The following is a 13704-nucleotide window of genomic DNA, read 5'->3' on the forward strand; positions in this document are numbered from 1 at the left end:
AAGCTGATCTTTTTTGTCCGAACAGCGTTCGGATTAATTTTACAATCTACCACTTAAGAATAAATCATAAAATTAAAAAAATTATTCCGAAAGCAAAAGACAGCCGTGGCTAGCCCACCGTGACGGTAGGAAGCTGGCTGTCTTTTATTAAATCACTTTAATTATTGATTAACCGTTCCGGCAAAACTAGGCATAAAGTCAGAAGTAAATGACTGTACCTTAACATTTTCGCCTTCAGTTGGTGCGGCGACGAATTGGTTGTTACCAAGATAGATGGCATCATGATAACTCGCACCACGTGAACCCCAGAACAAGATGTCACCAGGTTGCGCATCGGCTACCGAGTGAATCGAGACATAAGATTCTTGACCAACCGTGCTGTGTGGCAATGAGATGCCCGCAGCATGCAAGTAGACGTATTGGACTAATCCTGAACAGTCCATCCCAGAAAGGCTAGCACCGCCCCAGACGTACGGAATATTAGCACTGGCTAATTTAACCGCTAAGCCCGTCACAGAACCCGTCGCTAAATCGCTAGAACTAGTAGTCGTTGATGACGAAGAATTCGTCGTTTCGGCCGTTGAGCTAGCAGTTGAAGCTGATGAGATTGCTGCTGAAGTCGTGCTACTAGTGGCTGCAGAACTGGTAGCCGCTGAACTAGTACTAGTTGCCGTACTGCTACTTGAGGTAGCCGTTGAGCTGCTTTGGCTAGCCGCGCTACTACTGCTAGTGGCGGTTGAACTAGTGGCAGTTGAGCTGCTTGAGGTGGCAGTTGAACTGCTTTGACTAGCCGCACTACTGCTGCTAGCGGCAGCCTTATAAACCGTTGCCGTTACCTTTTCAGTACTACTACTGCTAGTAGCTTCACTTGATGAAGCACTGGCAGCACTGACACTAGCCGAGCTTGAAGCGGCACTGCTAGAGCTTACGGAACTGGCACTAGTGGTCGAGCTGCTGCTAGTGGCAGCACTAGTACTGTTAGAGCTGGCACTAGCCACTGAGCTAGCAGTCGATGAACTTTCACTAGTGGCAGCACTGCTACTAGTTGAGCTGACAACTACTGAACTTGATGCACTTGCTTGACTACTTGACGCAGTTTTCGAGCTGGCACTACTACTATTGCTAGTAGCATTAGTTGTCGCCGTATCATTACTTGATGATGCGGCAGTTGACGTGGTTGCGGAACTGCTAGTTGATGAAACGGCGGTCGTCGTATCACTTGCAGCGGCTTTAGCAACCGTCTTTGCACTAGTAGTGGTGGCTTTGGTAGTCTTAGCAGTCGTGCTTGGTACCTTGAGCGCTTGCCCAACCACAATTAAGTCCCCTGATAACCCGTTAAGCTTTTGAAGGGCATGTACCGAAGTATTATACTTGTCAGCTAGGGCCCACAATGTATCGCCAGCTTTAACGGTGTATGTACCGTTATTACTCTTGGTCGTAGATGACTGGCTCGATTTTCCACTAATTTGTAACTTTTGACCGACATAAATTAAATCGGTATTTTCATCAAGTGCCTGAATTTTATTTAACTTTTCAATACTCTTAACGGAAACACCATGTTGCTGAGCGAGGCTCCAGACCGTATCAGTTGACTTTACGGTAACTGAAGCCGCATTGGCAGCTTGTCCTGTGGCAAGCAATAAACCAACGGCACCAACCGTACCGGCTAGGACCTTGCCCGTTGTATGTGCTTGTGACATTAACTTCACTCCTTAAGCAAATTCTGGATTTCTTCCCTAAATTAAAAAACACGGGTGTTTAGCGATTCTTTAACGAAAACTTAACACCTTTTACAAATCATAATTTTATTGTAGCACAATTTAGAAAAATACAAACTAGAATCACTTATTTTTTTGTAAAACAGTTCGTTTATTTTAAAAATTAGTTGTACGAACTGAAAACACGCAAAATGCCGTTGTTTCGGTTGTTTTATGAAGTCACAGACACCCAACTCAACGATATCTCAACCAACTGTTTGCAAGTTGAAAACGTTGACATGGTTTGCTTTTGACGCCCCGAAATAATTAAGGCATGACCTGACAAAAAAAACAGGTTTTGCAACTAAGCAATCCCTGTTTTCGTTAATTTATAATTTAGGATCAAATAAGCCATCGACTGGTTGTTGTTCGTGAACCAACTTGATCGCATCACCAAGTAATGGGCCTACCGACAACTGAACCAATTTTTCAAATTGTTTTGCCGCTGGAATTTGAATCGTATCGGTCACAATAACTTTTTCCAAATCTGAAGCTTGCAACTTTTCGGCCGCATCTTGTGACAAGATAGCATGCGTTGCACAACCATAAACCTTCGCGGCCCCGGCCTGCTTCAACGCACTAGCAGAAACATCAAACCGCGTCCCCGTATCAATCATGTCATCAATGACAATGGCGATATGACCTTTAACATCACCGATAATACTATTCGGCACCATATCATCATCATCGGGATGGCGATTATCAATAATCGCAATCGGTGCCCCTAATAACTCGGCCATCTTCCGCGCACGTGATACACCGGCATGGTCTGGTGAAACCACAACTAAGTTATCGGTAATGCCGCGATCCTTGAAATAACTCGCCAAGATTGGCGCGGCTAACAAGTGATCAACGGGAATATCGAAGAAGCCTTGAATCTGTGCGGCATGTAAATCAATCGTCAAAATTCGTGTCGCCCGATCTTTTTCTAATAAGGTCGCAATTAATTTGGCCGTGATTGGTTCGCGTGAGCGCGCTTTGCGATCTTGACGTGAGTAACCGTAATAAGGAATGACCACATTAATTTCGCTTGCACTAGCCCGCCGCAACGCATCAATCATAATCAACAATTCCAAAATAGTATCATTGACGGGATCAGAGATTGATTGCACGACGAAAACTTCAGCACCCCGAATACTTTCCTCGATGTTGATTTGAATTTCACCATCGCTGAACCGTTTCACCGAACTTTTACCTAACGGGATGCCAACCCGTTCTGAGATCTTTTTCGCCAATGGCAAATTAGAATTTAAGGCAAATAATTTCAGTTTGGCATAAGATTCATCTTTAGACATAACGCCCTCCATAAAATAGTTTCATGACATATACCCTAATTATAGCAGTATCCAAGTCTAAAACCAGTTAAAACCGATTAATTTATATTTACTTGCTGCTACCATTTGAGCCAACCTACGTTGCTTGGGGCATGAAATCATACGGACTAACACCATCCATGCCAATCATCGGGTCAACTTGGCCGCCTTGAGCTAATGCCGGGGTCAAATAATCTGGCACCGACTGCGCGGTTGCGGCGCTGACGGGGGCAACCGGTGTCTCAGCGGTTGCCGGGGCCGTTTCAGAGGTGGGCGTCGGGGCCGTCGTCGGCTGAGTCGGCACCCCTGGCGTCGCAGTCTCATCGTCAAAGACTTGTTGGAGCCGCTTGGTTAACGTCGTCAAACGATTGACCGATTCGTTCGTAACGGAGCGTTCGAATGCTTCGACATCGCCGAGTAAAATCAACATTTGTTCGGCGCGTGTCACCGCAGTATACAACAAATTCCGTTGTAACATCCGCGAAAACTGCGTCACCATTGGCAAAATCACCATCTTAAACTGGCTCCCTTGCGCCTTATGAATCGACATACTATAGGCGAGCGTAATGCGATTCCAATCGCGACGTTGATAGGTGACTTCATTTTGCTCAAACGCAATCGTCATTTGGTCTTTTTTCTCTTTATTATGCGGATCATTGGCCAGATCAATGCCCACAATCTTGCCAATATCACCGTTAAAGACATTATCTTCTGGCGAATTGACGAGATGTAGCACTTTATCACCGACCCGAAAATCTTGCCCATTAAAACTCAATTGCTTTTGCCGAGCCGACTTACGCGGATTAAAGATATTTTGGACGGTCGTATTTAACTTGTCGATACCAGCGGCACCCCGGTACATCGGCGCTAAGATTTGCACTTGGTCGGCACTGAACCCCTTGGACTTGGCCTTACCAACAATTTGCTCCACCAAATGATTCACTTGGTAAGCACTACAAGCAATAAATGACCGATCTTTTTGGTTGACCGCAAAATCATCCGGCAACCGGCCATCTTTAATCGCATGCGCCAACGGAATAATACTCGAACTATCGTCTTGTCGATAAATCGTCGTTAACTCAATCTGTGGCAAACTGGGGCTCTGCAATAAGTCGTGAAAGACTTGGCCAGCCCCGACTGATGGTAATTGGTCCTTATCACCGACTAAGATCACTTGCATGTGGCTAGGAACCGCCTGCAATAACATTTCAAACAGACTGGTATCGACCATCGACATTTCATCGATAATTAAAATTCCGCCCTCTAAATCTTTAGTGGGTGTTTCCGGGCCATCTTCACGGCCCGTTAAACCGAGCAACCGATGAATCGTACTAGCTGGCAAACCGGTCGTTTCAGCCATCCGTTTGGCCGCCCGTCCCGTTGGCGCAGCCAATAAGATTGGAAAAGTTTTATCTTTATATTGATTTAAGTCGAGTGAAACGTCATGCAATTCGGCAAACAACGCCACGAGACCGCGAATAATCGTCGTTTTCCCGGTCCCTGGTCCCCCGGTCAACAGGAACAAGTGCGACGTAATCGCCGACTTGAGCGCTTGCGTTTGCGAGTCGTCATACGTGAGATTGCTAGCTTTAGCGACATGTTCAATCGCCCGGTCAACGTTTTTCTCAGTTAAATTACCATCATTATCTGCTTCATGTAGCCGTTTCAGATGTTCAGCGATGCCCCATTCGGCTTCATACAAGCTACGTAAGTAAATTCGATTCTCATCACCCACGATTTTATTTTCGTGGGCCAGCGTCACGAGTTGGTCAGCGAGTTTTTGCGGATCAATGGCCACATTGCGCGCCGTTTCTAATAATTTCAAAGTGGCATCTAACAGCGGTTGGGCCGTCGTATACGTGTCACCATTTTGGGCACACGTTTCATTGATTTGCGTAAGTAAGGCGGCTCGTAAGCGACTATCGGCTTGCGGGTCAACATTCAACTGGGCCGCAATTTGATCGGCCTTCTTAAAACCGACACCTTTGATGTCCTCCACTAACTTATAAGGATTTTCATGAATGACATCTAAGGTATCGCCTTGATAGCGCGCATAAATACTTGCCGCTAAACGACTCCCAAAACCAAACGCATTGAGCCCGATAATGGTTTGCTCAAGCCCGTTATTTACGCGTAATGTATCAATCAACGTTTGTTCCACACTGGCCCGTAAGCCGATTGGTTTTAAGATTTTCGGGTCCGCAATAATCTTATCAATGGCGTCTTCGCCCAAAGTTTCCACGATTCGTTTCGCCGTGCGCTTACCTAATCCCGGAAAATCATCGCCGGATAAGTAAGCAATCAGGCCACTACGCGTGGTGGGCGTTTCGTTTTGATAGTTATCCGCCTGAAACTGGGTCCCATACTTAGGATGGCGGACCGTCTTGCCGGTAAAGCGGTACGTGGCTTCCTCTTGGATGTCAGCGAAGCTCCCCGTTACGACGATTTCGTCTTCCGACCAGTCAATATTTTGTTCGCTTACTTTGACTAACAATACTTTATAAAAACTATCGGCACTGCTGAAAAAAACGGCCGCGACTTTCCCAACAATGAAGTGAGTGGTCGTTTGACCGTCAAAATCTGGCGGTAATAAATTAGACTGTTCCGTCGCCACGTGATGGCCTCCTAACCTTAATTTTGTGACGCATCCGACTGATCTGGTCGTTGCGCTTGCAGCGTTTTTTCAATTTCCGTTAACTGTTGTTGATGGGCTTTAAAATACTTGGCATCCACTTTTTCAGCCTTGGCAAATAAGTCGGCATATGGTTTACCGATAACCATGGCGGTTAAACCCGCCTTAAAATAAGCCGGTCCTTGTTGGTCATCCAGTTGAATAACTTTTTGATAATAATCGTATGCTTGTGCGTTATTGCCCAATGCAAGTAAAATGTCTGCGACTAACAAATTCGCATCAACCAACGCCGGTTGTTGTTCCTGGGCCGTAATGGCATAGACTAAGGCGTGCTGATAATCTTGCTGAGCCATCAACGATTGCGCCATCATCAAATACGCGTCACCCTTCAACTTGGTATCAGTAATTTGTTGATAAAATGGTAACGCCTTATCGTAGGCCTGCGCTTGATAGTAGACATTGCCCAACGCGTAACGCATCAAATCTGCGGCCGCGGGTTGGGGCTCAAATTTTCCTAATGCCTTCATTGCCAAAGCCTCTGCCTGTTCAAAGTCTTGGCCAGCAGTTAGCAAAACAATCAAATCATAATAAGCGTGATAATCTTCCGGTTGGGCATCAATCTTAGTCACTAATTGATGCACTAGGGCTTGTTGTTCAGCCTTACTTGGCCGTGAATTTTCTGTACTCATGTTGCCCCTCTTCTCTAAATGGTATCTGTGGGATCAGGTTCCCGTGATAAATAAGACGTATCATTCCATAATAACAGTTTAAAATGCTTTCCACGATCACGAGTTTCTAAAATCGTGGTGCTCGTATTCGATAAACCGCCCCGATCACGCAAGGTTGCCAGACTGGCACCGAGTAGCGAATTGACCAACGCATTTAAAGCAGCGCCATGACTGACAATAACCACATTGTCATCGCGATGCGGATTAGCCGCCACAATTTGCTGGATAGCCGGGGTCATCCGTTTGATTAACTGCTGAAAGCTCTCGCCTTGAATGGCCGTGGGATCATATTGGTCCGGATGATTCCGAAAAGCGTCAAACTCCGTTGGAAACTGAGTTTGCACATCGGTAAAAGCCATCCCTTCCATTTTACCCAAGTTAAATTCGCGTAAGCGGCTCAAAATCGTCACGGGTAACTCCGGCTGGGTCAAATCTTGCCGTAACGTCATGGCGGTATCCCGTGCCCGTTTCAAGGGGCTCGCATAAATATGGCTAAAATGAATATCTTGTAATGCAGCCGCTAATTGATGAATCTCATCATAACTAGCTGGTAACAATGGTGAATCACCTTGCGACCCTTGGTAACGCCCTTCTAGGTTCCAGGCCGTTTTTCCATGGCGAATGAATAACAATTTTGTCAAAAGATTACTTCCTCATCTTGGTCGCACGCCGACCGTTAAGTATTACTTCCTATTATGCCAGTTTTTCGGCGAGTTTTCAAAAAACCAAGCAACTAGGTTAAATCAAAATTATGTTAACTCGGACCACGCAAAAGCGTCGCACAAAAGGCGGGCTGCGACCGAGCATTGCCTAGAAAGACAAATGCTTGTGGGTTTTCAATCGTTTGTCTTTCGTAGCTAAGCGGAGGAAGCCGTCTTTTGTGGGGTCTCTCCATACATTGGTGAATCTATAACTAACGACTCATCATCACTCATATAAAATGGCACCTTTGAAAGAGCCTCCTGGAATTGAACTTACGTACTACTAGGATAACTGACACAACCAAGTCACTGATAAACCAATTAATCTCCACGTTGACGGTTTACCGCGTTTTCTTATGGCAAGCTCCACTTAGTTGTGATTCAGCAGCAATGGAAGTTGCCGTGCAAGTGGTGTTAGTTCGGCATGCTTTTGGCCGAACTAACGCCACCGGCATCTTTGAAGATTGGTGGGTTGGGCCGAGCTTCAAAGTGATGTTCGAGACCGCTTTTTGGCTCGAACCGGTCGCCACGGCTACTGGAATTGCTGATGACTCACAACGGCAATTCCAGTTTCACCAATCTTTGAAAAGACCCCTTTTGTGCCACGTTTCGACCATAAAAATCCAGAGATGCAAAAAGAGTTTGGGATTTAGTCCCAAACTCTTCTGAGTCACATTACGGTGCGGGTACGGCCGACAAAGTCCAAGTCAACGTACTTTGATACGTCCCATCGCTAGCTTTGGGGCTAGCACCCAGCTGTAATTGACTCGCATTCAAATCAAAACGCTTACTCTCAAATCCTGTCGACGTAAATAACGGTACTGCCGCATTAGTGGCAGTACCGTTTGATTAACATCCCCGGCCGCATCAATCACGTGCAGTTGCGCATCATTAATCGGCATGGCCGTTTGCTGAGCCAAAGTAAACGGACTTACAGTTAAGTAAATCGTCCAATTACTGCCGACCGTCCGCTGATCAGTCACTTGTAATTGACCAGTATTGTTACCATCAAATGTGTTGTTTGCCGACACTGTTTGATTATCGGTTCCTAACGTGACGCCTTGTGCTAAGGCCGCCAAATTGGTCTGACCAAAGTTAAAGTTTGGCGTGCTATTGAGCGTTAGATCACCGCCCTTTTTGACCGTCAATAAAGCGGCATTCGTCGTAACACTTTGCGTATTGCCGTTGCCGGTGTAGCTCAGCTTAGCAAAATAGGAAGTGTTGTCATCATCGGCATTGGTTGGCATTTTGATCGTATAACTATCGGCAGTCGTATTCAGAGCAGTCACACTACCATCCTTAACACGATACCAATTCGTTACAGTCATCGCACTCGGCACCTCAGCCAATGTAAACGTGGCGGGCGTACCTTCAACAACCGTCACATCTTGTAACGCCCCAATGGTCAGCGTCGTCGTGCTACTCTGACCATTGACTGACCCAGTAATCGTTACAGTTCCATGATCGTCAGCTTTACCATCAGTAGTGCTCGCGGCTGACGTGGCAGTCACATTGCCATAAGCGTCAACCGTAGCCAAACTCGGATTACTACTAGTCCAAGTCACCGCATCGGTCGCATCACTAGGGGTAACATCAGCATGGACCGTCGTAGTTTCACCATTATTCAACGTAGACTGGTCAGCCGTTACTTTCAAACCGGTAGCCGCGACTCGTTGCGGTTGTACTGTCACGGTCGCAATTTGTGACCAATAATCACTGTAAAATAGCAGCCCCGTATACCGGTATTGCACTTGGAACTTTAATTGCGTGGGGGTCGAGACGCTTGGTGCCGTAAAGGAATACACGTTGCTGGCCGTCGTATTGCCACTCGTTTGCACGATGCTATACGTCTTACCACCATCAGTTGATTCCCACCAAACATATCGACGGGCCACGGTTCCTAAGCTAGCGGCCGTTTCAATCGCACTCCGAGTGGCGTTAGCCGATAAGTTAACTGTTTGGCCACTCACCACATTGGTGTCAATGGGTTGCTGCGTGAAGCCACCAGCAATATTGACGCCTAGGATGGAACTAGGGGCCGAACTCGGCGTTTGGGGTGCGCTGCTGGCAGCTTGACCACCAACTGCGCCGGCCCATCCGCCAATCAATAAGCTCACACTTAAAATTAACCACCATCGAATTCGTCGCCACATCACCACTCACTCCTGACGTGTCCGTCGACGACCGAGCCAGTACGCACCACCACTAATTGCAATAACCAAGATGGCCGCTAAACTGCCCCACAGCCACCAATTGGTTCCCGCATGATGTTTGGGAAGCTGCTGATTATGCTGTTGCGCTTTGGGGGCAGTCAACGTAAATTGTCGGGTAAAGTGCCAATGACGTTGACCACTCGTCAGCTGCATCTTGAGGGTATATCGACCGGCCGACAAATTGTGATCACCTAAACTGATACCATAATTAAACCAACTATTGGGGGCAACCGAACCAGATTTTAAAGTCTGCGTAGTGACCGTTTTGCCGGTTGCTTGCGCCATGACTTGAGATTTGATCTGTAAGTCTCCAAATAAGATTGGCGCCAGATTACGAATTTTTGCATGCACGGCAGGCAGGCCGTTATTAGTCGTAACCGTTACGTTTGTTAATTGCAAGTTCACGGGAATTGGCGTTTTAGGATCACACCATAGTGCCACCGCCGTGGACTCGGCGTAACGATTTTCCATCTTAAAGGTTTGTTTGCCGTTGGTTGACTTACTAATTTTTTGTAGATCAGTGACAAATAAGGCCCCTAACACTTCCCCTTTAAAGCCATTCTTGGGAATCGTCGTCTTAAACGTAATCGTCTTACCTTGTTTAGCCGCTAATGAAATGGTGACCGCGGGCGACGTCATTTTGGTAAAAGTCGTGGTTGCGGAGGGATCACTACGATCAGACGGCACATATTCAGCACTACCGACATCCGCCGTCGTCGCATTCACTGGACTTATTTTGAGGGTCCGCGGCGTCGTACTGGGATTACTGACGGCAATTTTTAAGATTTGGGTGCTCCCGGGGGTTACTTTTAAATTAAAGTAACTATCCTTACTGCTAAGTTGGTTTTTAGGAAGTAGCTGCGTCACAATGAAATTGGCCACTGGTGGTTGTGCAGCTGCTGAAATAACTCGCGGCGCGCGCAATAGTCCTATGACAAATAAACTTAGGCCTAAAAATAACCATGACCAAATTTTCTTTTTCATCGTTAAGCCCCCTCAGACTATCAACCAACATTAACTAAAGTTTTCCAATTGACTAAGGTGTGGTCGTGCTGGCTGGTGCCGCAGTTGGCGCATTTTGTAATGCCCAATATAACGTGGCCGAATACGTGCCAGCACTAATTAAAGGTTGCTTAGCAACTGCTAACGAACTTGCTTCCGTTGTGCTAGCAGTATTTTGACCTTCACCAGTATTAGCCGCTGCCGCCCATAACGTTTGCGGGTTAGTAATCCAGCCGCTAGTCACTGTTGATTGTGGAATATTCAAAGCGACTGGCGCACTTGTAGATGCGTTATCAGTTGTCGGCTTACTCGTCACTAAATTCAACGTGGCACTCGAGACCGTACTCGATCCAGAACTAAATGGACCCATCCCAACTGTCAACGTCCAGCCAGCATGACTCCCCCGATAATCATTGACAGTCAACGTCCCATTGCCGTCACCATCATAAGTCGTCGCCCCAGTCACGGTACTACTACTTGAAAGTGGTAATGTCGTTGCCGCTGTGGCGATATCTTTGACGTTAGTATTACTTAACGCAATATTTGGCACCGAGTTTAAAGTTAAGCTCCCTGGGGCAACGACAAATTGGGCCGTAGTTTGGGCTTCGGCGGTGCTCGTACTATCAGCGGCATAACCATCTGTGACATTCGTTAAATTACTAGTTGCGGTCCCCGGACCAGCCGCCGCCACTGCTAACGGAAACAAGGCTAACGCGGCAACTGCAACGCCACTTGCAAGACCACTTTTTAAATTCAATGTACGCATGATTCACTCCTCCATTTCTCAAAACCTGCTTACATTGTGACTCATTATTTAATGCCTAACTCTTGGCAATTTATTTTTTCGTGAAGACATAATCACCATCCCTTACTCTCTGACACCGTCCAAAGCTTAGCATGCTTTGCTAGTAACCGTTTACTCAAACTTTTCATTAATTAGCTTTCCGAACCGAACCAAATAACCGTAGTCTAACTAACGACTACGGTACTAACCCCACCTGCACGACGACTGTCATTACTGCTGACCTCCAGCTACCCTAAGAGACGACCAAGGAGCCGCCACAATTTTTGTTGTGACGGCTCCTTGGTCGTGTTGTGCAACTAATAGGTGTCATTAAGCAATACCAGTTAAAGTGAGATTGTTCCTAATCGAGTGGCCTTTTTGGCTAGAACCTGGCCGCTTTTTAGATTAGCAACCCCATCCGAAGCCCACAACTGCAGATTGATAACCATTCAATGACCAACTATTTTTTGAGCGCTTCATCTAATTTTTCAACGCCCTTAATGGGACCGACGACAGTGACGACATCGTGTAGCGCCAACATATCGGTCGGTTTTGGTGACACATTAATATCATGTGCGTGTTTGATGGCAATTACCGTGAGGCCAAAACGCTGCCGCAAGTCCAAATCAATCAAATTTTGATTGATGAACGTCGGATCAGTCACTTCAATCGCGGCTAACGTATACTCATCACTCAAATCAATAAAGTTTAAAATGTGATTCGATAATAATTTTCGGACGATACTATGACCCATATCACGTTCCGGAAAGACGACTTGATCGGCCCCGACTCGTTCGAGCACCCGACCTTGATCACTCGTTTCCGCTTTGGCAATCACTTTTTTGGCCCCCTGTTCCTTGGACAACATGGTCGTTAAAATACTAGCTTCCATGTTATTGCCAATGCCAATGATCACGTAATCAAAACTATCAATATTTAAATCTCGCAAGACATTTTCGTCCCGAGTATCCGCAATCAATGTCTGGGTGGCCACATCCATTAGTTCGTTGACGGGTTCTTCTTTAATGTCAACCACTAAGACATCTTGGTGTGACGCAACTAAGGTCCGTACCACACTTTCACCGAACCGACCGAGGCCAAACACCGCAAAACTCTTTTTCATTTTGGGTAACTCCTAACCAATTAAAATGTTTTCTTCTGGATAGCGAATCAAGTTCACTTTTGTTTGCCGTTTTGATAATGAGTATAACGACGTGAAAATTCCGACTCGGCCGATAAACATCAATAACATAATGACGATTTTTCCAATGACCGTTAAATGTGGCGTTAACCCTAGGCTCAAGCCAACCGTCCCAAAAGCCGATAAAACCTCAAAAACCACGTATTCCAACCCAAAACCTTTTGGAATCGCCTCGGTTTGTGTCAAAATCAAAGTTGCGACCGTAATGACAATGCTGGCCAAAAAGACGAGTAACAAAGCTTTACTGATATTTGATTGGCTAAACCGACGATGGCTGAATTCGACATCTTGGCGACCACGCAACTGCGCAATACTTTGAAACATCAGTACCCCGAAAGTCGTCGTTTTAATCCCACCAGCCGTTGACCCGGGCGTCCCACCGACAAACATTAAAATCATAATAATCAGCAAACTCCCGGCATGCAGCTGTTCAGTCGGGATCGTCACTAACCCGGCCGTTCGTGGCGTTACACTCAAGAACAAACTATTCACAGTGCGGTTGAACAATGACGTCCCTTTTGGCAACCACTGCAAGTTGCGTTCCGTTACTAGTAACACGAAAAAGCCGATAATAAATAAACTAATCGTCGTCAGCAACGTTAACTTGGAGTTCAACGTCAACCGATGTCGTTCATGGAACAACAATAAATCCCGCCAAACTAAGAAGCCTAAGCCCCCAGCCACGATTAGGACCATCGTCACGATCAACACGTAGTTATCACTGCGAAAGCTCCGTAAACTGTCGCCAAACACATCAAATCCGGCGTTACAAAACGACATGACTGCCTGATATAGCGAAACGTATAATCCGCGTTGCCAGCCGAACCGGGGCACAAAGTCCACTGCCAATAAGGCTAACCCCCCGGCTTGAAATAAGACGGATAGACCAATGACGTACCGCATCACACTTTTAGTATCATTTAAATTTTCTAAATTCAAAGATTCCTTGACCATTAATTGAGTCGACAACCCCATATTGCGGCGCATAATATTTGATAACAGCACTGCAAAAGTCATATACCCTAACGCGCCCACTTCGGACAACGCTAAAATAACCACCTGGCCAAAGGTTGACCAATGTTCAGCCGTATTCACAACCGTTAATCCGGTAATACAAGTTGCCGAAGCCGCAGTAAAGACAACGTCAATCAAAGCGGTTGGTTGACCATTATTCGCCGCGGCGGGCATACCTAGTAAAAACGTTCCAATGACGATCAGCACTAAAAAGCCGGCCACCATTTTTTTCGACAAGGTATCTAAAAATTTAATTTGTCGTAATCTCTGCATAAGCTCCCGTTCCTAAATCCAATATTCTTTCTTTAGCTTAAGCAACCCCTAGCGGAAAAGCAAGGTTGAATTAATAAAAAAACTAT

11 protein-coding genes are annotated in these 13704 nt (G+C 46.1%); 1 reads left to right on the plus strand and 10 read right to left on the minus strand.

Annotated features, from left to right (window positions below; translation table 11 throughout):
- Window positions 1–161 precede the first annotated feature (161 nt).
- From DY78_RS10365 to DY78_RS10385, 5 genes are all read right to left on the minus strand, one after another.
- A complete protein-coding gene (locus DY78_RS10365) occupies window positions 162–1700 on the minus strand; it encodes a C40 family peptidase (protein ID WP_024624998.1) in 1539 nt (512 codons plus the stop codon).
- 386 nt (window positions 1701–2086) lie between these two features.
- Window positions 2087–3052: a ribose-phosphate diphosphokinase gene (locus DY78_RS10370; RefSeq protein ID WP_024624999.1), complete on the minus strand. Its 966-nt coding sequence runs from the start codon at window positions 3050–3052 to the stop codon at window positions 2087–2089.
- A 115-nt stretch (window positions 3053–3167) separates the two neighbouring features.
- Window positions 3168–5684 carry an SF1B family DNA helicase RecD2 gene (recD2, locus tag DY78_RS10375; RefSeq protein ID WP_024625000.1) on the minus strand — a complete coding sequence of 839 codons (2517 nt, stop codon included), beginning with the start codon at window positions 5682–5684 and terminating at the stop codon, window positions 3168–3170.
- A gap of 17 nt (window positions 5685–5701) precedes the next feature.
- Complete coding sequence (locus DY78_RS10380) at window positions 5702–6391, minus strand: tetratricopeptide repeat protein (protein ID WP_024625001.1); 690 nt, start codon at window positions 6389–6391, stop codon at window positions 5702–5704.
- Between the two features lie 14 nt (window positions 6392–6405).
- On the minus strand, window positions 6406–7071 hold the full coding sequence (locus DY78_RS10385) for a histidine phosphatase family protein (RefSeq protein ID WP_024625002.1): 666 nt from the start codon (window positions 7069–7071) through the stop codon (window positions 6406–6408).
- Between the two features lie 450 nt (window positions 7072–7521).
- Here DY78_RS10385 and DY78_RS10390 point away from each other — a divergent pair, with 450 nt between their 5' ends.
- Entirely contained in the window at window positions 7522–7800 is a 279-nt protein-coding gene (locus DY78_RS10390) for a hypothetical protein (protein ID WP_156404120.1), read from the plus strand.
- Between the two features lie 104 nt (window positions 7801–7904).
- Here DY78_RS10390 and DY78_RS10395 read toward each other — a convergent pair whose 3' ends face one another.
- The 5 genes from DY78_RS10395 to DY78_RS10415 form a co-directional block, all read right to left on the minus strand.
- Window positions 7905–9284, minus strand: a complete 1380-nt coding sequence (locus DY78_RS10395; RefSeq protein WP_235810665.1) for an Ig-like domain-containing protein — start codon at window positions 9282–9284, stop codon at window positions 7905–7907.
- A 6-nt stretch (window positions 9285–9290) separates the two neighbouring features.
- Window positions 9291–10328 (minus strand): WxLIP family cell surface protein, encoded by a 1038-nt coding sequence (locus DY78_RS10400; RefSeq protein WP_024625003.1) that lies wholly within the window; start codon window positions 10326–10328, stop codon window positions 9291–9293.
- Between the two features lie 52 nt (window positions 10329–10380).
- Window positions 10381–11112, minus strand: a complete 732-nt coding sequence (locus tag DY78_RS10405; RefSeq protein ID WP_024625004.1) for a WxL domain-containing protein — start codon at window positions 11110–11112, stop codon at window positions 10381–10383.
- Window positions 11113–11590: 478 nt separating this feature from the next.
- Window positions 11591–12253: a potassium channel family protein gene (locus DY78_RS10410; protein WP_024625005.1), complete on the minus strand. Its 663-nt coding sequence runs from the start codon at window positions 12251–12253 to the stop codon at window positions 11591–11593.
- 12 nt (window positions 12254–12265) lie between these two features.
- Window positions 12266–13618 carry a TrkH family potassium uptake protein gene (locus DY78_RS10415; protein WP_024625006.1) on the minus strand — a complete coding sequence of 451 codons (1353 nt, stop codon included), beginning with the start codon at window positions 13616–13618 and terminating at the stop codon, window positions 12266–12268.
- Between the last annotated feature and the right edge of the window lie 86 nt (window positions 13619–13704).

Source organism: Lactiplantibacillus fabifermentans DSM 21115, assembly GCF_000498955.2.
Lineage (GTDB): Bacteria > Bacillota > Bacilli > Lactobacillales > Lactobacillaceae > Lactiplantibacillus > Lactiplantibacillus fabifermentans.

Coding starts and splice junctions, on each gene's coding strand:
- DY78_RS10395 (WP_235810665.1), bottom strand. CDS start 9,284: ATGTGGCGACGAATTCGATGGTGGTTAATTTTAAGTGTGAGCTTATTG.
- DY78_RS10400 (WP_024625003.1), bottom strand. CDS start 10,328: ATGAAAAAGAAAATTTGGTCATGGTTATTTTTAGGCCTAAGTTTATTT.
- DY78_RS10410 (WP_024625005.1), bottom strand. CDS start 12,253: ATGAAAAAGAGTTTTGCGGTGTTTGGCCTCGGTCGGTTCGGTGAAAGT.
- DY78_RS10415 (WP_024625006.1), bottom strand. CDS start 13,618: ATGCAGAGATTACGACAAATTAAATTTTTAGATACCTTGTCGAAAAAA.
- DY78_RS10390 (WP_156404120.1), top strand. CDS start 7,522: ATGGAAGTTGCCGTGCAAGTGGTGTTAGTTCGGCATGCTTTTGGCCGA.
- DY78_RS10380 (WP_024625001.1), bottom strand. CDS start 6,391: ATGAGTACAGAAAATTCACGGCCAAGTAAGGCTGAACAACAAGCCCTA.
- DY78_RS10405 (WP_024625004.1), bottom strand. CDS start 11,112: ATGCGTACATTGAATTTAAAAAGTGGTCTTGCAAGTGGCGTTGCAGTT.
- DY78_RS10365 (WP_024624998.1), bottom strand. CDS start 1,700: ATGTCACAAGCACATACAACGGGCAAGGTCCTAGCCGGTACGGTTGGT.
- DY78_RS10370 (WP_024624999.1), bottom strand. CDS start 3,052: ATGTCTAAAGATGAATCTTATGCCAAACTGAAATTATTTGCCTTAAAT.